The 19,979-nt window shown below is 69.4% G+C and carries 21 protein-coding genes; 18 read left to right on the top strand and 3 right to left on the bottom strand.

Annotation, left to right across the window (positions count from 1 at the left end):
• Positions 1-16: 16 nt before the first annotated feature.
• From DN771_RS11425 to DN771_RS11395, 7 genes are all read left to right on the top strand, one after another.
• Positions 17-2,923, top strand: coding sequence for a M16 family metallopeptidase (locus tag DN771_RS11425; protein WP_162941820.1), 2,907 nt, complete (start codon positions 17-19; stop codon positions 2,921-2,923).
• A 60-nt stretch (positions 2,924-2,983) separates the two neighbouring features.
• Positions 2,984-3,346 carry a hypothetical protein gene (locus DN771_RS11420; protein WP_116997511.1) on the top strand — a complete coding sequence of 121 codons (363 nt, stop codon included), beginning with the start codon at positions 2,984-2,986 and terminating at the stop codon, positions 3,344-3,346.
• Positions 3,346-3,561: a hypothetical protein gene (locus DN771_RS11415; protein WP_116997510.1), complete on the top strand. Its 216-nt coding sequence runs from the start codon at positions 3,346-3,348 to the stop codon at positions 3,559-3,561. Before DN771_RS11420 ends, DN771_RS11415 begins: the two co-directional genes overlap by 1 nt.
• Positions 3,562-3,564: 3 nt before the next feature.
• Positions 3,565-3,825: a hypothetical protein gene (locus tag DN771_RS11410; protein WP_162941819.1), complete on the top strand. Its 261-nt coding sequence runs from the start codon at positions 3,565-3,567 to the stop codon at positions 3,823-3,825.
• On the top strand, positions 3,822-4,022 hold the full coding sequence (locus DN771_RS11405; RefSeq protein ID WP_116997508.1) for a MoaD/ThiS family protein: 201 nt from the start codon (positions 3,822-3,824) through the stop codon (positions 4,020-4,022). The genes DN771_RS11410 and DN771_RS11405 overlap by 4 nt, the downstream gene beginning before the upstream one ends.
• 172 nt (positions 4,023-4,194) lie before the next feature.
• A complete protein-coding gene (locus DN771_RS11400; RefSeq protein ID WP_116997507.1) occupies positions 4,195-5,199 on the top strand; it encodes an ATP-binding protein in 1,005 nt (334 codons plus the stop codon).
• Positions 5,200-5,257: 58 nt separating this feature from the next.
• Complete coding sequence (locus DN771_RS11395; RefSeq protein ID WP_116997506.1) at positions 5,258-6,037, top strand: tRNA (adenine-N1)-methyltransferase; 780 nt, start codon at positions 5,258-5,260, stop codon at positions 6,035-6,037.
• Between the two features lie 222 nt (positions 6,038-6,259).
• Here DN771_RS11395 and DN771_RS11390 read toward each other — a convergent pair whose 3' ends face one another.
• A complete protein-coding gene (locus tag DN771_RS11390) occupies positions 6,260-6,505 on the bottom strand; it encodes a ferredoxin (protein ID WP_116997505.1) in 246 nt (81 codons plus the stop codon).
• Positions 6,506-6,674: 169 nt separating this feature from the next.
• Here DN771_RS11390 and arc point away from each other — a divergent pair, with 169 nt between their 5' ends.
• Positions 6,675-8,363 (top strand): proteasome ATPase, encoded by a 1,689-nt coding sequence (arc, locus tag DN771_RS11385; RefSeq protein ID WP_227462316.1) that lies wholly within the window; start codon positions 6,675-6,677, stop codon positions 8,361-8,363.
• A 66-nt stretch (positions 8,364-8,429) separates the two neighbouring features.
• Here the strand turns inward: arc and DN771_RS11380 are convergent, their stop codons facing one another.
• Entirely contained in the window at positions 8,430-9,041 is a 612-nt protein-coding gene (locus DN771_RS11380) for a hypothetical protein (protein ID WP_116997503.1), read from the bottom strand.
• Between the two features lie 81 nt (positions 9,042-9,122).
• On the opposite strand from DN771_RS11380, the gene dop reads away from it, so the two are divergent.
• From dop to lepB, 8 genes are all read left to right on the top strand, one after another.
• A complete protein-coding gene (gene dop, locus DN771_RS11375) occupies positions 9,123-10,637 on the top strand; it encodes a depupylase/deamidase Dop (RefSeq protein ID WP_116997502.1) in 1,515 nt (504 codons plus the stop codon).
• An 18-nt stretch (positions 10,638-10,655) separates the two neighbouring features.
• Positions 10,656-10,856 carry a ubiquitin-like protein Pup gene (locus DN771_RS11370; RefSeq protein WP_116997709.1) on the top strand — a complete coding sequence of 67 codons (201 nt, stop codon included), beginning with the start codon at positions 10,656-10,658 and terminating at the stop codon, positions 10,854-10,856.
• Positions 10,857-10,907: 51 nt separating this feature from the next.
• Positions 10,908-11,702 carry a proteasome subunit beta gene (prcB, locus tag DN771_RS11365; protein WP_116997501.1) on the top strand — a complete coding sequence of 265 codons (795 nt, stop codon included), beginning with the start codon at positions 10,908-10,910 and terminating at the stop codon, positions 11,700-11,702.
• Between the two features lie 97 nt (positions 11,703-11,799).
• Positions 11,800-12,492 (top strand): proteasome subunit alpha, encoded by a 693-nt coding sequence (gene prcA, locus DN771_RS11360; RefSeq protein ID WP_116997500.1) that lies wholly within the window; start codon positions 11,800-11,802, stop codon positions 12,490-12,492.
• A 164-nt stretch (positions 12,493-12,656) separates the two neighbouring features.
• Complete coding sequence (locus DN771_RS11355; protein WP_116997499.1) at positions 12,657-13,415, top strand: LamB/YcsF family protein; 759 nt, start codon at positions 12,657-12,659, stop codon at positions 13,413-13,415.
• 44 nt (positions 13,416-13,459) lie between these two features.
• On the top strand, positions 13,460-14,941 hold the full coding sequence (locus DN771_RS11350) for a 5-oxoprolinase subunit B/C family protein (RefSeq protein ID WP_116997498.1): 1,482 nt from the start codon (positions 13,460-13,462) through the stop codon (positions 14,939-14,941).
• Between the two features lie 53 nt (positions 14,942-14,994).
• Positions 14,995-16,353, top strand: coding sequence for a Pup--protein ligase (gene pafA, locus DN771_RS11345; protein ID WP_116997497.1), 1,359 nt, complete (start codon positions 14,995-14,997; stop codon positions 16,351-16,353).
• Positions 16,354-16,367: 14 nt separating this feature from the next.
• Complete coding sequence (gene lepB / locus DN771_RS11340; RefSeq protein WP_116997496.1) at positions 16,368-17,075, top strand: signal peptidase I; 708 nt, start codon at positions 16,368-16,370, stop codon at positions 17,073-17,075.
• Between the two features lie 348 nt (positions 17,076-17,423).
• Here the strand turns inward: lepB and DN771_RS11335 are convergent, their stop codons facing one another.
• Positions 17,424-18,167: a glycerophosphodiester phosphodiesterase gene (locus tag DN771_RS11335; RefSeq protein WP_162941817.1), complete on the bottom strand. Its 744-nt coding sequence runs from the start codon at positions 18,165-18,167 to the stop codon at positions 17,424-17,426.
• 179 nt (positions 18,168-18,346) lie between these two features.
• Between DN771_RS11335 and DN771_RS11330 the strand changes: the two genes are divergently transcribed.
• Positions 18,347-19,273 (top strand): type IV toxin-antitoxin system AbiEi family antitoxin domain-containing protein, encoded by a 927-nt coding sequence (locus DN771_RS11330; protein WP_162941816.1) that lies wholly within the window; start codon positions 18,347-18,349, stop codon positions 19,271-19,273.
• A 132-nt stretch (positions 19,274-19,405) separates the two neighbouring features.
• Positions 19,406-19,979: Sec-independent protein translocase subunit TatA/TatB (locus tag DN771_RS11325; RefSeq protein ID WP_116997494.1), on the top strand; the 574-nt coding region annotated here is incomplete at its 3' end.

Genomic DNA, 19,979 nt, shown 5'->3' with positions numbered 1-19,979 from the left:
GCAGTACCTTTCCGGCATGCAACGTGGGTTGGGCCGCCATCTGATCCCGATCGTGGCGGCGGTCCTCGCCGCCGGCGCGACCACTGCGGGGGCCACCGCGCCACCGGAACCACCGGTCGACCAGACGCTCGATGCCGCCCCGCGTGCCGACGTGGCCCTGCCCGGTCTGCTCGATCCGGCCGACGCAGCCATCCCCGACGATCCCGACGTCCGCATGGGCACGCTGCCCAACGGGCTGCGCTACTACGTCCGTCACAACGAGCAACCGGGCGGCAAGGCCGAGCTGCGCCTGGCGATCCGGGCCGGTTCCGCGAACGAGACCGGTCCCAACTCCGGGGTCGCCCACTTCGTCGAGCACATGCTCTTCAACGGCACCGCCAGGTACCCCGAGAACGAGCTGATCGACGTGCTCAGCCGCTTCGGCGCCCGCTTCGGTGCCGACATCAACGCCTACACGTCCTACGACGAGACGGTGTACATGCTGAGCGTGCCGAACGACGACGAGTCGGTGGACATCGGGCTCGACGTGCTCCACGAGTGGCTGACGGCGGCGTCGTTCGACCCGGCCCAGGTCGAGGCCGAACGGGGCATCGTGACCGACGAGTGGCGCCGCAGCACCCAAGATGTCGGAGGGCGCCTGTTCGACGTGGCCGAGGACCTCTACCTCGCCGGCACCGCGTACGAAGGGCGTAGCCCGATCGGGACGGCGGAGTCGATCGGGGCCGTGCCGGTCGCCGAGCTGCGCCAGTACTACGACGACTGGTACCGACCCGACAACGCGGCCATCGTCGTCACGGGCGACATCGACGCGGAGGCGATCGTCGCCGACATCGAGGGTCGTTTCGCCGACGCGACGCCGCGCACCCCGGAAGCCCCGAAGCCGCCGAACACCTCTTTCGGCATCGACATCGAGCCCGCCTTCGCCCTCCACAGCGACCCCGATCAGACGAGCGTCGACGTCGAGGTGACCCTGCCGCTGCCCGCGTTCGAGGGTTCGGGAACGGCCCGGCTGCGGGCCGACATCCTCGATTCGATGATCTTCGAGTCGCTCATCCGCCGGCTCTCGGCCGATGCGTCGACCGGCGGCGCGCCGTTCGACGACGTGGTGCCGGGCACGAACTCGTTCGTCGACTCGCTCGACGCCCCGGCCCTCTACGCGTTCACCGGGCCGGACCGGGTGGACGAGACCCTTCAGGCGTTGCTCGACGAGTACGAGCGAGCGAGCCGCTTCGGATTCGACCAGACGGAGCTGGACGTCGCCCGGGCGAGCCTGCAGTCCTCGTTCGACTCGATGGCGGCCAGCGCGGAGTCGACCCCCGACGAGGTCTTCGCCGACGATTACGTCGCCAACTTCCTCATCGGCTCGGCGATGCCGTCGACCGCAGAGTTCTACGCCACCGCCACCGACATGCTCGCCGCGATCACTCCCGAGGCACTCGACCTGCGCTTCCGCGCCCGATGGGACAACAGCGCACCGCACGTCATCATCTCCAGCCCGGCCGCGTACGAGGCGGACATGCCGACCGAGGCCGACGTGCTGGCGATGATCGACGATCTCGCCTCGCGCCCGATCGAGCCGCGGGCCACCGGGGCCGAGGCGCCGGCTGCCCTGATGATCGCGCCCGAGCCGGTGGCACCGACGTCGGACGGCGAGGCCACGGGCGGCGACGCCGGCATCTACGAGGCGTTCGAGCTGGTCTTCCCCAACGGTGCGCGCGTCGTCGCCGCGCCCACCGACATCGTCGTCGGTGAGGTGGGGTTCGGCGCCGCCAGTCTCGGCGGCACGTCACTCGTGGCCGACGAGGATGTCATCGACGCCCTCTCGACCGCCGACGTCGTCATGTCGAGCGGGGTGGGTGACGTCAGCCAGAACGAGCTGGAGGCCTACCTGGCCGGCCACAGCGCGGGGATCAGCGCCTGGCTCACCCCGTACACCGACAACCTCGCCGGCCGGGCGTCGTCGTCGGACCTGGAGACCCTCTTCCAACTCGTGCACCTCTACGTCACCGCGCCGCGCTTCGATCCCGTGGCCCTCACCCAGGTGCAGCGGGGCATGCAACCGGTGGTCGACGACGTGTCGACGTCTCCCGGCGCGGCCGGCTCGGACGCCCTCCACGCGGCCCGCTACGGCGACGAGCCGCGCTTCGACGTGGTGCCCACCGGCGCCGACTTCGCCACGCTCGATCTGGCCGGCGTCGAACGGGTGTGGCGAGACCGCTTCGGTGACGTCGGCGACTGGGTCTTCACGTTCGCCGGCGACTTCGATCCCGCCGTGTTGCGCGACCTGGCCGCCCGGTACATCGGCACGCTGCCCGGGTCGCCGGGGGCCGAGCCCGAGGTCGACCTCGACACTCCACCACCCGACGGGGTCGTGCGCGAGGTGGTCCACGCCGGGACCGGCGAGACGGCCAATCTCACGCTGCTGTTCACCAGCCCGGTGCCTGACACCGACGCCTCCCTGGAGGCGACGCTCGACGTCGTGACCCAGGTGGTCGACGCCCGCCTCATCGAGGTCATCCGCGAACGGCTCGGCGAGTCCTACTCGCCGAACGCCTCGATCACCGTACGGAACGATCCCGAGCCGACGATCGTGACCGAGATCGAGGTGAGCGGTGCACCCGATCGGATCGAGGCCGTCGGCGGCCTCGTCATCGCCGAGCTGGCCGACCTGGCGGCCTCCGGCCCGACGGCCGACGAGTTCGACGAGGCCTCCGCCCAGATCGCCGAGGCCTACCGGTTCGTCAACAATGGGACCGTGATCGAGACCCTGCTCGCCGGGGCGCTCGATCCCGAGGGCAACGCCGTCGACTTCATCGAGAAGTTCGACGCACTGCCGGGCGTGGACGCGGCCGACGTTCAGGCGTTCATCGCCACGCATCTGCCGCTCGACCAGTTCATCCAGATCGCCGTCGAGCCGGTGTGACGAGCTTTCCAGGGTCGGGATCGGCCGCTTCTGCACCCTCCAGCTGATAGAAACGTCGGCGTGGCGAACCGATCCGACGACAAGCGCGCCCGTCCCGAGCTCAGCGACCCGTCCATCGGCGGGGTGGTCGATCTCGTCAAGACGTACGCCAAACAGGAGACGATCGAACCCATCAAAGGGGCCGGGAAGTTCCTCGGCTTCGGCATCGGGGGCGCCCTGCTGACCGCGCTTGGCGGCTCGCTCGTGCTGCTCGGTCTGCTGCGCCTGTTCCAGACCGAGATCGAGCGCACCGCCAGCGGGTCGCTCTCGTGGCTCGCCTACGTCATGGTGCTCGTCGTCTGCCTGGCGTTCCTCGCCCTGGCGTACCTGCGCATCGTCAAGCCGGGCTCCGACCGCCCGGCAAACAGTAGGGAGAAGCACTGATGTCCAAGGGTTCCTCGGCCCCCATCACCCGCGACGATCTCGAGCAGGGCTTCGCGGCCGTGCAGACCGGGCTCAAGGGCAAGGTGGAAGACCGCAAGAACACCCTGGTCACGGTCGCCACCGTCGCCGGGGTCGTGCTGCTGCTGCTGGTGTTCTTCTTCGGTCGTCGCTCGGGTCGCCGCAAGACCACGTTCGTCGAGATCCGCCGGGTCTGATCGATGGCCCGCTACCGGCGCCGGGGCCGGATGCTGGCCCTGGCCGCCTACGCCCGGCGCAAGAGCATCAACAAGGGGCTGCTCGGCGACGACGGGCTGTGGCGCGTCGTGTTCTTCGTCATCTACGGCCGCCGCCTCCTTCGCAAGCTGATGGGTTCGGAGCCCCAGCTCCTGTCGGTCGAGAAGCTCGAGCCCAACCAGACGCTGGTCGTCGAGACCGTGCACCCCAAGCGAATCATCCGCAAGGGGAAAGTCCGCAGGTGAACGTCCTGCTGCGCAACCCGCGGCGGACCGTCGAGATCTCCGGTCCGCGCACCGTGTCGGCCCTGCTCGACGAGCTCGGCCTCAGTCGTGAGGCCCACCTGGTGATCCGCAACGGCACGCTCGTTCCGGGAGACGATCGGCTGGACGACGGCGACACCGTCGAGATCCGCCCCGTCATCAGTGGCGGTATGCAGTGATCATGACGCACAACAGCGAGCGCAGCGAGCGTCCCGGAGTACCTGACACCCGGACGGTCCTGAGTTCAGTGAGCGCAGCGAGCGTCCCATGGTCCTCCGGGCCAAGGCGATGGAGGAGCTTGCTCCGACTGAGCCGTTCAAGCGGCCTGCGTGGCCGGGGAACGCAGCAGCAATGAGCAAGTGCAAGGTGTGCAAGGCGCCGGCGATCATCGATCTGCCGCGCCACAACGCCAACTTCTGCGGCGAGCACCTCCAGCAGCTGTGCCGCCGGCAGGTGGAGAAGGCGATCAAGGACTTCCGCATGCTGGAACCGGGGGAGCGGGTGCTCGTCGCGGTCAGCGGCGGCAAGGACAGCCTCGCCGTCTGGGACCTCCTGGTCGACCTCGGTTACCAGGCCGACGGCGTCTATATCGGCCTCGGCATCGGCGAGTACTCCGACGAGAGCGGCGGGTACGCGCAGCGCTTCGCCGACGAGCGCGGCCTCACGCTGCACACGATCGACCTGCGCGACGAGTACGGCTACGACGTGCCGACCGCGGCGAAGGCGACCCGGCGGGTGCCGTGCTCGGCGTGTGGCACGTCGAAGCGCCACCTCTTCGATCGCGCCGCGCACGACGGCGGGTACGCGGTCGTCGCCACGGGGCACAATCTCGACGACGAGGCCGCCGTGCTGTTCGGCAACACGCTGCGCTGGGACATCGACTATCTGGCTCGCCAGCTGCCGGTGCTGCCCGGCGACGAGCACTTCCCCCGCAAGGTGAAGCCGCTCGTGCGCCTGACCGAACGGGAGATGGCCGCATGGTGCATCGTCCGGGGCATCGACTACCAGGTGGAGGAGTGCCCGATGGCGGCCGGTAACCGACACCTCGGGTACAAGGAGACGCTCAACGCCGTCGAGGCCCGCTCGCCGGGCTCGAAGGCGTCGTTCTACCTCAACTTCCTCGACAACATGGCGCCGATCCTGGCCGAGTCGCGTCAGACCGTCGTCGAGGGCCTGGGCCTCTGCGAGCGTTGTGGCGCCCCCACGACGGCGGGAGGGTCGACCGGCCCTGGGGGATCCACGGAGGGCGGAGCCCCCCGTGTGTGTGCGTTCTGCCGCATCGTCGAGAAGTCGGCCGCCCACGAGCCGGTCCCGGTGGAACTGGTGACAACGCAGCGGAACGGCCGGAGACGATGAGCAACGTGCAAGCACACGGCCTGCGTGGCCGGGGAACGCAGCGGAACGGCCGGAGACGATGAGCAACGAATTGCAGCACGGCGACCGGGTCATCCTGCTGGACTCGAAGAAGCGCCGCTATCTCGTCACGCTGAAGGACGGCGGCGAGTTCCACAGCCACAACGGGTTCGTACCCCACGCCGACATCGTCGGGCGCCGCCAGGGAATCGTCGTTCGGTCGACGCGAGGCAGCGAGTACACGGTGCTGCGACCGACGCTCGAGGACGTCGTGATCGAGATGCCCCGCGGCGCCCAGGTGATCTATCCCAAGGACCTGGCGCCGATCTGCATGCTCGCCGACATCGCGCCCGGCCTGCGCGTGTTCGAGACCGGGGTCGGCTCGGGGGCCCTGTCGATGACGATGCTGCGCTACGGCGTGTCGATCGTCGGCTACGAGCTGCGTGAGGACTTCGCGGCACGCGCCCAGCGCAACGTCGCCGAGTTCCTCGGCGAGTCGGCGCTGGAGCGCTACGAGGTGAAGCTGCGCAACAGCTACGAGGGAATCGACCCGGCCGACGCCGGCGTGGGCTTCGACCGGGTGCTGCTCGACCTGCCGGAGCCTTGGCAGGTGGCGCCGCACGCCGAGAAGGTGCTGGTGCCGGGTGGGATCCTCGTGGCGTACACGCCGTCGATCACCCAGGCCGCCCAGACCCGCGAGGCCCTGAAGGGCAAGTGGATCGACGCCCGCACCCTCGAGGTGTTGCACCGCGGGTGGCACATCGAAGGCCAAGCCGTCCGCCCCGACCATCGCATGGTCGCCCACACCGGCTTCCTCACCGCCGCCCGCTACCTCGGCTGAGTTTCGTCCTCGGCGAGCGTCGTCGCTTCGCTCCTCGCTCGCCTGCGGCGAGTTTGTTTGGTGCTCGCTTCGCTCGCACGAAGAATCGAAAGAAGCGGCGGCGGAGCAAGCTCCGCTCGTCGCCGCATCGAAGGGGGAATCCCCCTTCGAGCAACCCCCGACGGCGTCCGCGGGTTGGTCAGCTCGCGACCGGTCCACGCCGGCGCGCGGCGAGGGTGCTGGTCAGGCTTCGATGAAGATGCACTCGCCGGGGCATTCCTCGGCGGACTCGATGACTGCATCGAGCTGACCGTCGGGAATCTCGGCGAGACCCTCGGCACCCTGGGGATTGCCCTTGGCCGTGGCGTAGATCTTGTCGCCTTCTTTGACGTAGGCGAGCCCGTCGTCGAGCAACGTGAACACGTCCGGGGCGATCTCCTCGCAGAGTCCGTCACCCGTGCACAGATCCTGGTCGATCCAGACCTTCATGAATTGGAGATTACCCGGTGACGGTCGTGGAAACATAGATGGCCGGGTGTGGCGCCTGACTCCGCCTCGTCGCCGGGCCTGTGCACGCGGCGCCGACGAACATGCCGCCGCGTCGTCGGGGCACGTGTGTAGGGTCGTGACTTGAGGTATCGGACCCGAGGAGGTACTCGTGGCGGATTCGCTGGAGCAAATCGCCGCACTGACGGCTGAGGTCGATCACCTTCGCGCCCGGCTCGCCGACGCCCCCAAGCGCATGCGTGCACTCGAGGAGCGGTTGCTCGAGACCAAGGGCCAGCTGTCGCAGGCGGTTGCCCGAAACGAGAAGTTGTCCTACACCCTGCGCGAGGCGCGTGACCACATCGCCACGCTGCGCGACGAAGTCGACAAGCTCACCCAGCCTCCTTCGGCGTACGGCGTCGTCGTCGGCAAGAACGACGACGAGACCGTCGACGTGCTCACCAACGGGCGCAAGATGAAGGTGTCGGCGCATCCCGACATCGACCTCGAGACCCTCGAGATCGGCTCCGAGGTCGTCCTCAACGAGAGCTTCAACGTCGTGCTCGCCCGTTCCGCCGAGGTCACCGGCGAGGTGGTCACCATCAAAGAAGTGCTCGAGGACGGCGTGCGGGCCCTGGTGGTGGGCCGGGCCGACGAGGAGCGCATCTGCGAACTGGCCGACGGGGTGCGCGGCATCCACCTGCGCGCCGGCGACACGATGCGGCTCGACCACCGCTCGAACCTGCTGCTCGAGAAGCTGCCTCGACCTGAGGTGGAGGATCTCCTCCTCGAGGAGGTGCCCGACATCTCCTACGAGGACATCGGCGGTCTCGACAACCAGATCGAGCAGATCGCCGACGCCGTCGAGCTGCCGTTCCTCTACGCCGAGCTGTTCGCCGAGCACCGCCTGCCGGCGCCCAAGGGGATCCTCCTGTACGGGCCACCCGGGTGCGGCAAGACGCTCATCGCCAAGGCGGTGGCCAACAGCCTCGCCCGGAAGGTGGCCTCGGCCACCGGCGACGAGAAGGGCCGCAGCTACTTCATCAACATCAAGGGCCCAGAGCTGCTCAACAAGTACGTCGGCGAGACCGAGCGGCAGATCCGCCTGGTGTTCCAGCGGGCCCGTGAGAAGAGCGAGGAAGGCTGGCCCGTCATCGTCTTCTTCGACGAGATGGACTCGATGTTCCGTACCCGGGGCACCGGGGTCAGCTCCGACATGGAGTCCACCATCGTCCCCCAGCTGCTCGCCGAGATCGACGGCGTCGAGGGCTTGCGCAACGTCATCGTCATCGGTGCGACGAACCGCGAGGACCTCATCGACCCGGCCATCCTGCGCCCCGGCCGCCTCGACGTGAAGATCAAGATCGAGCGCCCCAACAGCGAGGCCGCGGCGCAGATCTTCTCGCGCTACCTCACCGACGAGATCCCGATCGCTGAGTCGGAGTCGGTGCCCGAGATGATCACGTCGACGGTCGCCGAGATGTACCGCGAGGACACGGCCAACCGCTTCTTGGAGGTCACCTACGCCAACGGCGACAAGGAAGTCCTGTACTACAAGGACTTCTCGTCGGGGGCGATGATCGAGAACATCGTCCGCCGGGCCAAGAAGCTGGCCATCAAGCGGGTCATCAGCGGCGGTCCCAAGGGCGTGTGCACCGCCGACCTCCTGGCGTCGATCAAGCAGGAGTACAAGGAGCACGAGGACCTGCCGAACACGACGAACCCCGACGACTGGGCCAAGATCTCGGGCAAGAAGGGCGAGCGCATCGTGTTCATCCGCACCCTGGTGAACGAGGGCGCCGCCGACGATCCGGCCGGCGGGCGCGCCATCGAGCGGGTCGCCACCGGCCAGTACCTCTGACGGCGAGGTGCGACCGAGGACCGCGGTGTCCTGCCGAAGCGGCTCACCGTTAGCGGGTGGGTTTCGTCACGGTGCCGACGACGGCGTCTCGGGACTCTCCCCGCGCACGAAGTTCCCGGTCAGCGGAGCGTCCGGGGCACGCACCGCCAGCGTGTCGCCCTCGCACGCGGACTGGAAGGGCTGCTCGGGGTCGAGGAATGGCGGCAGCTCGACAGCGGTCTCGCCCTCGGCCGGTGGTACACCCCAGAGCCAGAGGTCCATCGTGACGAAGTTCTCGCCGGGAGCTTGCGGGTCGTACCCTGCGGCGAGCTCGTCGGACCCGGGGTTCGCCGACCACGCCCACTCACCGTTGCCCGAGAACGCCGAGGGCACCGAGAAGGCAGTTCCCAGCACGCTCCCCTCCGCAACGAGCGCCGTGTCGATCGACCAGACGCCGGTGGCGACGTCGATCTCCATGTGCTGGGTGCCCTGGAAGGCGAGAGCTTCGACCGGGATCCCCAGCCCGTTGAGGAACGCCAAGGCCTGAGCGGCGTAATCGGCCGTGTCGAGGTACCAGTGGCCGCCGATGCACTCCGAGTCACGCACCCCGGTCGTGACGTCGGGGTACGGCTCGACGGGCTCGGGGAGGGAAACAGGTGCGACGGCAACGAGGACGGCGACGGCGGCAGCAGCGAACACGGCCGAACAGTACGACGGGTGCCTCGTCGGATGCGTCGGTTATGCCCACGTTCGGTGCGCCGGCCCCGATAACGTCCGCGTATGGCGCTGCCGAAGGTCTGTGGCATCGAGACCGAGTACGGCATCATCGTGCGCGGGGGAGAGTCCAACCCGGTCTCGGCCTCGTCGCTGTTGATCAATGCCTACATGGCCCGCATCACCGACCGGGGGCGGCAACGCACCGGCTGGGACTTCAACGACGAGCGCCCGGGGAGCGACGCCCGTGGGTTCAACCTCGACGACGTCATGGTGCCCGAACTGGAGACGTCGCTCGTCAACGCCGTGCTCACCAACGGGGCCCGGTACTACGTCGATCACGCCCATCCCGAGATCTCCAACCCCGAGGTCACCACGGCCTACGACGCCGTGCGCTTCGACCGTGCCGCCGAGGAGATCATCCGGGTGTCGGTCGACGCGGCCAACGCGCAACTGGTGCAGGGCACCGCCACCACGCGCGGCAGCGAGATCGTCGTCTACAAGAACAACTCCGACGGCAAGGGCAACAGCTACGGCTGCCACGAGAACTACCTGCTCGCCCGGCAGACACCGTTCGGGCGACTCGCCAGCCAGATCACGCCCCACTTCGTCACGCGCCAGGTGTTCTGCGGCGCCGGCAAGGTCGGCATCGAGATGCCCGGCACCGACCACGACGCCGTGCCGTTCCAGCTCAGCCAGCGGGCCGACTTCTTCGAGGAGGAGATCGGGCTCGAGACCACGCTGAAGCGGCCCATCGTCAACACGCGCGACGAGCCTCACGCCGACGCCCAGAAGTACCGACGACTGCATGTCATCGTCGGCGACGCCAACATGGCCGAGGTTGCCACCTACCTCAAGGTGGGTACCACGCAGATCGTGCTGTCGATGATCGAGGACGACGTTCTCGGCGACGAGTGGCTGCTGGCCCACCCCGTGCCGGCGATCCGCCAGGTGAGCCACGATCCGTCGCTGACGGCGACCATCATGCTGGCCGACGGCCGCCGGGCGACGGCGATCGAGGTGCAGTGGGGGCTCTTCGAAGCGGCCAAGAAATACGAGCAGCACCACGGGCTCGACAGCGTCGGTGCCGACGTCGGCCGCGACGTGCTGACGCGATGGGAACAGGTCCTCACCGGGCTGGAGTCCGATCCCGAGTCGGTCGCGCCGTGGGTCGACTGGGTGGCCAAGCGCCGCCTCGTCGAGGGCTACGCCGCCCGCCACGACCTGTCCGTCGGCGACGCCCGTCTGAAGGCGATCGACCTGCAGTATCACGACCTGCGACCCGACCGCAGCCTCGCCCGCCGCGCCGGGCTGGAGACGATCATCGACCCCGACGACGCGATCGCATCGATGACCGCCCCGCCCACCACGACCCGGGCCTACTTCCGGGGTCGCTGTCTCGACAAGTACGCCGACGCCATCGTCGCCGCCAACTGGGACTCGATGGTGTTCGACGCCGGACGCGAGCCACTCAGCCGGGTTCCGATGATGGAGCCGCTGCGCGGAACCGCAGAGCACGTGGCTAAGTTGATCGACGAGAGCACCACCGCGGCCGAGCTGCTCGCCCGCCTGGGCTCGTAGGAAATGGAGGTGGCGGCCATGGCCGAACGCACGCAGAAGTCCAAGTCGACCGGGCGGACCGAAGAATCCACCGAGGTCGCCGAAACCGCGCCGGCGACCAGCGAAGCCGGCGAGAAGCTCAAGGCCGAGCTCGACGATCTCCTCGACGAGATCGACGGCGTCCTCGAGACCAACGCCGAGGACTTCGTCAAGTCGTACGTGCAAAAGGGCGGCGAGTAAGCGGCATGAGGGCGCGCCACTGACGGTGCGCCCGCCTACGCTGCAGTCACCATGACGATGCCCCATTTCCGGGCCGGGGATGACCCCGGCTCGAGTTTTCCCGAACTGCTCCGCCGCGTCGGACTCAGTCCGTTGGCGCCCGCCGGCGATGTGTCGGCGGCCGGCTCCGTCCCCCACGCCACCACGTGTGTCGCCGTGCGCTTCGCCGACGGCGTGGTGATGGCCGGCGACCGCCGCGCCACGGCGGGGAACCTCATCAGCCACCGCTCGATGGAGAAGGTGCTCGAAGCCGATCGCTACAGCGCCGTCGCCATCGCCGGCGCCGCCGGTCCGGCGATGGAGATGATGCGCCTGTTCGCCCTCCAGCTCGAGCACTACGAGAAGGTCGAGGGCACCCACCTCAGCCTCGAGGGCAAGGCCAACCAGCTCTCGGCGATGATCCGCGGCAACCTGCCGGCGGCGATGTCGGGCCTGGCCGTCGTGCCGATCTTCGGCGGCTACGACCTGCGTCGCCAGACCGGACGCGTGTGGGACTTCGACGTCACCGGCGGTCGCTACGAGGAGAAGAACTTCGTCGCCACCGGTTCGGGCAGCCTTCACGCCGGCACGGTGGTGAAGCTCGGCTGGACCCCCGACATGACCCAGGACGCGGCCGTCGAGCTCGTCTGCCGGGCGCTGTGGGAGGCCGCCGACGCCGACTCGGCGACCGGGGGCCCCGACGCCCTCCGCGGCATCTACCCGGTCGTCGCCGTCATCACGGCCGACGGCTTCACACGGGTGTCCGACGCCGACCTCGCCGCCCGCTACGAAACGATGGCCGCGACCATCAAGGAGCGCCTCTCGTGAGCATGCCTCTCACTGCGTTCCCCGGCCACGCAGGCCGCTTGAACGCCTCGGTCGGAGCAAGCTCCTCCCTCGCCTTGACCGCGAGGAGTGACCGTTCATGAGCATGCCGTTCTACGTCGCGCCGGAACAGGTGATGAAGGACCGGGCCGACTACGCCCGCAAGGGCATCGCCCGCGGTCGCGCCCTCGTCGCCGTCCGCTACGCCGACGGTATCGCGATGGTCGCCGAGAACTCGTCGTCCACGCTGCGCAAGATCTCGGAGATCTACGACCGGATCGCCTTTGCCGGCGTGGGCCGTTACAACGAGTTCGACCAGCTGCGCGTCGCCGGTGTCCGTGCGGCCGACCTCAAGGGCTTCCAGTACAGCCGGGACGACGTCGACGCCCGCAGCCTCGCCAACCAGTACGCCCAGATCCTCGGCCAGATCTTCACGCACGAGATGAAGCCGATGGAGGTCGAGATCCTCGTCGCCGAGGTCGGTCTCACCAGTGAGGGCGACCAGCTGTTCCACATCAACTACGACGGCACCGTGGTGGACGAGCGCGATCACACCGTGCTCGGTGGGGACACGTCGGCCATCGCCACCCGGCTCACTGAGACGCTCGGCGACGCAGCGTTCGACACGCTCGAGCTGGGCGTGGCCGTGCGGGCCGGAGTCGCCGCCCTCGCCGGGCCCGACCGCACCATCCCGGTCGCCGAGCTCGAGGTCGCCGTGTTGGCCCGCGGCGAGGCGCGGCGCTGCTTCCGCCGGATCGACGACGACGCCCTCGCCGCCCTCCTCACGCCGTAGGAATGACCCATGTCAGCGAGCGCAGCGAGCGTCCCGACGTTCGAGCGGGCAGGCGACCGGAGCGCTAGCCGCCGAGGCTTCAGCCGAGCCGGCTTGTCGGGTTGCCGGCGCGGCGGCCTGCGTGGCCACCGAGCTTCAGCGAATCGCTTGAACGGAACGCGGTAATGGCGATCGATCTCAACAGCGACGTGGGGGAGTCCTACGGCGCGTGGACGATCGGTGACGACGAGAGCATCCTGCGCCTCGTCACCAGTGCCAACGTGGCGTGCGGCTTCCACGGCGGCGACCCGTCGACGCTGCGCACGGTGTGCACCACGGCGGTCTCGCACGGGGTGAAGATCGGGGCCCAGGTGAGCTACCCCGACCTCATCGGGTTCGGCCGGCGGTTCCTCGCCATGAGCCACGCCGAGCTGCGTGACGCCGTGCTCTATCAGCTGGGGGCCCTCGACGCCTTCGCCCAGGTCGGGGGCAGCGAGGTGGCCTACCTCAAGCCGCACGGGGCGCTCTACCACGCCACCATCGACGACGAGACCCACGCCGCAGCGGTCGTCGCCGCGGCCGCCGAGTACGACCCGTCACTGGCGATCCTGGGCGCACCCGGCTCGGCGCTGCTCGCCGCGGCCGAGGCGGCCGGGTTGGAGCCCGTTCCCGAGGCGTTCATCGACCGGGCGTACCGCCCTGACGGCCGCCTGGTGGATCGATCCGAGAGCGGGGCGGTCGTCACCGACCTCCACGTGATCGCCGCACGGGCGGTACGCCTCGCCGTCGACCGCGAGGTCGAGACGATCGACGGGACCGTCATCTCGGTGCACGCACGGTCGCTGTGCGTCCACGGCGACACCGTCGACGCCGTCTCGCTGGTCGCCGCGGCACGCGCCGCGCTCGAAGCGGCCGGCGTCGGCATCTACCCGTTCGCCGACTGACCGATCACGCTGGTCCAGTCGACCCTGGCCGTAGTGTCGACCTCATGGAGGTGCGGCGATATGGCCACGCGGCGCTGCTCATCGCGCCGTCCAGCTCTCCGCTCGACCTCGCCATCGCCATCCGGGCGCTGGACGACGAGCGGATCGCCGAGGTCGTGCCGGCCGCCGAGACGGTGCTGGTCACCGTCCACGATCGGGCCGATCTGGCCGAGGTCGAGGCCCTGGTCGCCTCGCTCGCCGTCACCCCGGTGGAACCGCCGGCTGAGGCCGCAGCGGTGGTCGACATCGAGGTCGTGTACGACGGCCCGGACCTCGAGGCGGTGGCGACGGCGTCGAGGCTGACGGTGGACGAGGTGGTCCGTCGCCACACCGCGACCATCTACCGCTGCCGGTTCTGCGGCTTCTCTCCGGGCTTCTCGTACCTCGAAGGCCTCGACCCCTCGCTCGTCCTGCCCCGCCGTTCGGTTCCCCGCACCTCGGTCACCGCCGGCTCGGTTGCCATCGCCGGTGCGTTCGCTGCGGTGTACCCGACGGCCTCGCCGGGTGGCTGGCACCTGCTCGGCCGGACGACCGCCGTGTTGTGGGATGCCGACCATCCGCAGCCGGCGCTCGTGCCGCCCGGCGCGGCGGTGCGGTTCCGCGCCGTGGACGTCCTCCCGACGACCCCGCAGCGTCCTCCCACCCGCCGACGGGACCATCGCGAGGACGCCGCCTCCGTGCTCGCCGTCGCCGCGGCGGGCTGGCGCTCCACCGTCCAGGACGGCGGACGGTCCGGACTCGCTCACCTGGGCGTTCCCCGGGCGGGCGCGGTCGACGAGGCGCAACGACGCCGACTCAATCGCCTCGTCGGCAACCCGGACGGCGCCGCGGTGATCGAGACGCTCGGCGGCCTCGTGTTCGACGTGTTGGCCGCGGTGGTCGTGGCCGACTCGGCGTCCGGGGCCGTGACCACGCTGCCCTCCGGGGCGACGCTGCAAGTGGACCCCGGCCCGGGGGAGACGTGGGCGACGCTCGCCGTTCGCGGTGGCGTCTCGGTTCCCGCCCGGCTCGGCTCACGGAGCTGGGACAGCCTCTCCCAGCTCGGACCTCCGCCGCTACGGGTCGGCGACCGGGTCGCCGTCGGGCCCGACCCGCGCACACCCGTCGGCGAGCTGGCCCCGCCCGCCCCGCTCGACCCCGTCGTCGACGTCACGATCGGGCCGCGAGCCGACTGGTTCACCGACGAGGCGATCGCCACGCTGCTCGGCGCCGAGTGGACCGTCTCCAGCGACCTGTCACGCGTCGGCGTGCGCCTCATCGGCCCGATCCTCGATCGCACCGAGGCGACGATCGGCCGCGAACTGCCGAGCGAAGGGCTCGTCACCGGCGCCATTCAGGTGCCGCCGAGCGGCCAGCCGATCGTCATGCTCGCCGACCATCCGACGACCGGCGGCTACCCGGTGATCGCCGTCGTCGACGACGACCAGCTCGCCAAGGTGGTGCGCCGGCGCCCCGGCGACACGCTGCGGTTTCGCGGCCGTACCTGAGCTTCGCCGCCGTGCACCGCCGAGTGACTCCGGCCGGGGTAGCGTGACGCGGTATGGAGCGCCGGATCTACGGACTCGAGAACGAGTACGGGGTCACGTGCACGCTCCGGGGCCAGCGTCGACTGAGCCCCGACGAGGTGGCCCGCTACCTGTTCCGCCGGGTCGTGTCGTGGGGGCGCAGCTCCAACGTCTTCCTGCAGAACGGCGCCCGCCTGTACCTCGACGTCGGCTCCCACCCCGAGTACGCAACGCCCGAGTGCGACTCGCTCTACGACCTCGTCGTCCACGACAAGGCCGGCGAGCGAATCCTCGAGGGCCTCGTGTCGTCGGCCGAGGAGCGCCTCGCCGAAGAGGCCATCCGTGGCACGGTGTACCTGTTCAAGAACAACACCGACTCGGCGGGCAACAGCTACGGCTGCCACGAGAACTACCTCACCCGGCGTTCCGACGACATCGCCCACTACGCCGAGGTGCTCATCCCGTTCTTCGTCAGCCGGCAGATCTACACCGGCGCCGGCAAGGTGCTCCACACCGCCCGCGGCGCGTCCTACTCGATCGCCCAGCGGGCCGAGCACATCTGGGAGGGCGTCTCGTCGGCCACCACGCGCAGCCGGCCGATCATCAACACCCGCGACGAGCCGCACGCCGACGCCGAGCGCTACCGGCGCCTCCACGTCATCGTCGGCGACTCCAACATGAGCGAGTACACGACGTTCGTGAAGGTCGGCGCGGCAGCCGTCATGCTGCGGATGCTCGAGGACCGCCGGGTGGTGCTGCGGGACATGACGCTCGAGAACCCGATCCGGGCGATCCGCGAGATCAGCCACGACACCACTTGTCGCCGCCTGGTCCGCCTGGCCAACGGCCGTGAGGTGAGCGCCCTCGACATCCAGCGCGAGTACCTCGACCGGGCACTGCGCTACGCCGAGACCCGGGGGCTGCCTCCGCTCGAGCAGCGGGCGCTCGAGATGTGGGAGCACTGCATCTCGACCATCGAGAACGACCCGATGAAGCTCGACCGCGAGGTCGACTGGGTCATCAAGTACAAGCTGCTCGAAGCGTTCCGCGAGCGTCACGGCCTCCCGTTCGGCCACCCGCGAGTCCAGCTCCTCGACTTGCAGTACCACGACGTCTGCCGGCCGCGCAGCCCGTTCTACAAGATGCAGGCCAAAGGCTTCGTGGAGCGGATGTGCACCGACGCCGACATCGAGAACGCCGTCGAGCAGCCGCCGCAGACCACGCGGGCCCGCCTCCGCGGCGAGTTCGTTCGCAAGGCGAAAGAGCGCAAGCGGGATTACACGGTTGACTGGGTGCATCTCAAGCTGAATGACCAGGCGCAGCGGACGGTGCTCTGCAAGGATCCCTTCAAGAGCCGCGACGAACGGGTCGAGAAGCTGATCGATTCGCTGTAGGAACCACACGCCTCATGACTGATCCTTTCGAACCGCCGCAACCACCCGCGGCCGGAGCGGACCCCACCTCTGCCTACCCGCTCGAGCTCGCCGACGCCGAGGCGGCACCGACGGTGATCGACGAGGATGGCGGCGAGTTCGACGACGAGGAGACCGAGGCGGCTGCGGCGTCACGGCGCCGCAAGCGCCGGGCCCGGGGGCTGATCGACTGGATCGTCGTCGTCGGCATCGCCCTCATCGTCGCCTTCGTGGTGCGCACGTACGTGCTCGCTCACTTCGTGGTCGACGGCCACTCGATGGACTACACGCTCCACGACGGCGACCGGGTCTTCGTCAACAAGCTCTCGTATCGGCTCCACGATCCCCGACGGGGTGACGTGGTGGTCCTGCACCAGCGCGCCGTCAACGGCGAGGGCACGAATCGCGACCTGATCAAGCGCGTCATCGCCCTGCCCGGTGAGACGATCGCCATGCGCAACTGCGTCGTGACCATCGACGGCGTCGTGCTCGAGGAGCCCTACCTCGACGACACGGTGGTCACGCCGGGCAACTGCGGGCCGGAGATCGCTCCGACGCTGGTGGAGGACGGTCACGTCTTCGTCATGGGCGACAACCGCCCCGAGTCGCAGGACTCGCGTGCCCTCGGGGCCATCGACGAGGACGATCTCGTCGGCCGGGCGTTCGTCGTGTTCTGGCCCACCAGCAACTGGCGCTGGTTGTAGGTTCGTCCTCACTCCGCATCGCTCGCTGCGCTCGCTCGCTCCGTTGCGGCGAGGGTTGATTGAGCTCGCTTCGCTCGCACTGAAGAGTTGAAAGAGGCGGCGGCGCAGCAAGCTGCGCTGATCGCCGCATCGGAGGGGGAATCCCCCTCCGAGCCACCCCCTTCGGCGCCCCGCTCGTTGGTCGTCTCGCGACCGGTCTCCAACTGCGCGTTTGGGGAATAGGCCTGCGTGTTGGTCGGCTCGCGACGGGTTTCCATCCGCGCGGTGGGCGACTGACCCATCCGAGTGCTGAAGCGCGCCGGAGTGTTGGGGGACCCCCGTCGGGGCGTTCGACACTCGGATGGTTGGTCAGAAGCGGACGGGGGTGGGGTCGGGCGGTTCGGCGGCGATGGCGTCGACCATGACGTCGACGTGATCGCTGAACACGCCGTCGATGCCCATCCGGATCAGCGGGCGCAGCAGGTGCTCGAACTGCAGGTCCCACGCGAAGGCGATGCGCTCGAAGCGGTGGAAGAGCGTGACCAGGCCGCCGTTCCAGTCGGTGTGGTGCATGTTGACGGCGTCGATGCCGAGCTCGGCGAGGTTGGCGGCTCGCCGTTCCGGCCCGTGCTCCAGGCGGTTGAGGCGGGTTGAGTTGACGAGCTTGACGTCGTCGTCGAGGGGCCGGAGCTCGACGAGCTCGCCGACGCCGGGATGACACAGCCAGAGCCGGGGGAGAAGGTCGGGCGCGGCCTCCCGGACGGTGTCGATGACACGGGGCCCGATGCCCGGCTGCTTGAGGTCGAGCGACAGGTGGTAGCCGCTCCCGCAGCGGTCGACGAGCTCGCCCAGCGACGGGATGTGCTCGGGAAGCTCGTCGCGCCGCATCTCGGTGATCGGGCGCTTGCGCAGGCCTCGCTTCACCATGCCGTCGTGGTCGAGCACGGCCACGCCATCGGCCGTGACCCACACGTCGCTCTCCAGGCCGGTGGCCCCGAGCTTGAGGCCCAGGGCGAAGGCGTCGAGGGTGTTCTCCCGGGCGTGGGCCCGGGCGCCACGGTGCCCGAAGCCGATCGGTTCGGGAAGCAACGATGGCAGCCGCTGTTGCACCACGACTCCACACCGTACCGGCCCGCCGATCCGGGCACCGATCGTGGCATTCGCCGATCTGGGCACCGATCGTCGCACGGATGGCACAGACGGTGTCCAGATCGATGCGGGCAGCGCCGTCCTCGTCGGCGGGACCCAGAAATCTTGTCCGTTTCGCTCCCGCACGCGCGCTCCGGGGAGGCATGAAGCTTCACCTCATCGACACGTTTGCCAGCCGGCATCACGCGCTCGTCACGCTCGACGCGTTCGTCGACGCCGGCCTGTCGCGAAGCACCTTCTATCGAGCCGTGCGGGCTCACGACCTCGTCCTCGTCTACCCAGGCGTCGCTCGCCTCGCCGGGTCGGTGGATTCCTCGCTCCAGCGCTGTCATGCCGCCGTCCTCGCCGCCGGCCCGGGAGCGATGGCGTCTCATCGAAGTGCGGCATGGCTGTGGGGCGTTCCGAGGCCGACCGGCGATCCATTCGACGTCATCCTCCCCGGACGCGGGCGGCGGTCATCGGCCCAACTCCACGGGGTGGAGATCCATCGCCCGCGGGATCAGGGTGATCTGAGGCCCAGCCATCGCCACGACATCCCCTGCACGAACATCCTGCGAACGCTGTGTGATCTCGGCGCCGTGGACGAGCCAGGCGTGAACCCAGCGGTCGGCCACGTGCTCACCAACAGCCTCGCCAGCGCCGGCGCTCTCGACCGAGCCGTGTGCTCGCACTCGCGTCAGGGGCGCCACGGCATCGTCGCATTCCGGGCGGCGCTTCGGGACTGGACGATCGACGGGAAGCTGCGCGACAGCGAACTGGAGAAGCGCATGAACCGGCTCCGCCGCCGCTACGGGTTGCCGCCGATGGAGTTCCACGCCGTGATCATCGGCAAGGAGGTCGATTTCCACGTCACCGGCACCCCGATCGTCGTGGAGTGCGACGGGTTCTCCATTCACGGTCGCCGGGAGTCGTTCGAGAAGGATCGACGACGCGACGCTGAGCTGGCGGCCGCGGGATACATCGTGCTGCGGATCACATGGCGGGCGCTCGTCGACCGCCCGAAGTGGGTCGTGTCGGTGATCAACGGGGCCGTCGTCCGGTGGGAGCGTGCCCTCTCCCGGCCGGCATGAGCCACTACCCCCGATCTGGGCACCGATCGTCGCAGATCTGGCACAAACGGTGTCCGGATCGCCGAATGACACGATCGGTGCCCAGATCGTGGGGCGGGCGGCGGGCGGGAGGTCCGTCGTAGACTGCGCGACGTGTTCAACCTGTCCGGGAGCGAGATCGTCGTGATCCTGCTCCTCGCTCTGGTGGTGCTCGGACCCGACAAGCTGCCCGAAGCCATGCGCAAGGCCGGCAAGACGTGGGCCGAGCTGCGCAAGCTCAGCAGCGGCTTCCAAGAGGAGGTCCGCAAGGGGTTCGACGAGCCCACCACCGAGGTCCGTCAGACGGCCGCGGCCATCAAGAAGGCCGCCACGCTGCCCAAGAACCCGGTGAAGGGCGCCGTCAAGTCGCTGCTCGAGCCGCCCAAGACCGCGACGGCTACTGACACGACGGCCACCGACACGACAGCGACTCCGTCGGCGGATGCGGCCGAGGCCGCCGAGGTGGCGGCGACGATCGATGCCGAGGTCGATGCAGCGGCCGTCGTCGCCCAAGCGCCGATCGAGCCGACCGCAGCGACGCCGACCGAGCCGACCGCCGCAGCAACGCCGACCGAGCCGACCGCCGCAGCAACGCCGCCCGAGCCCGCAGCAGCGACGCCGCCCGAGCCCGCAGCAGCGACGCCGACCGAGCCGACCGCAGCGACGCCGCCCGAGCCCGCAGCAGCGA

Origin of the sequence: Desertimonas flava, assembly GCF_003426815.1 — a bacterium.
Taxonomy (GTDB): Bacteria; Actinomycetota; Acidimicrobiia; order Acidimicrobiales; family Ilumatobacteraceae; genus Desertimonas; species Desertimonas flava.
Note: the sequence above shows the minus strand (reverse complement) of the source record. Positions and strands in the feature narration are given on the sequence as shown.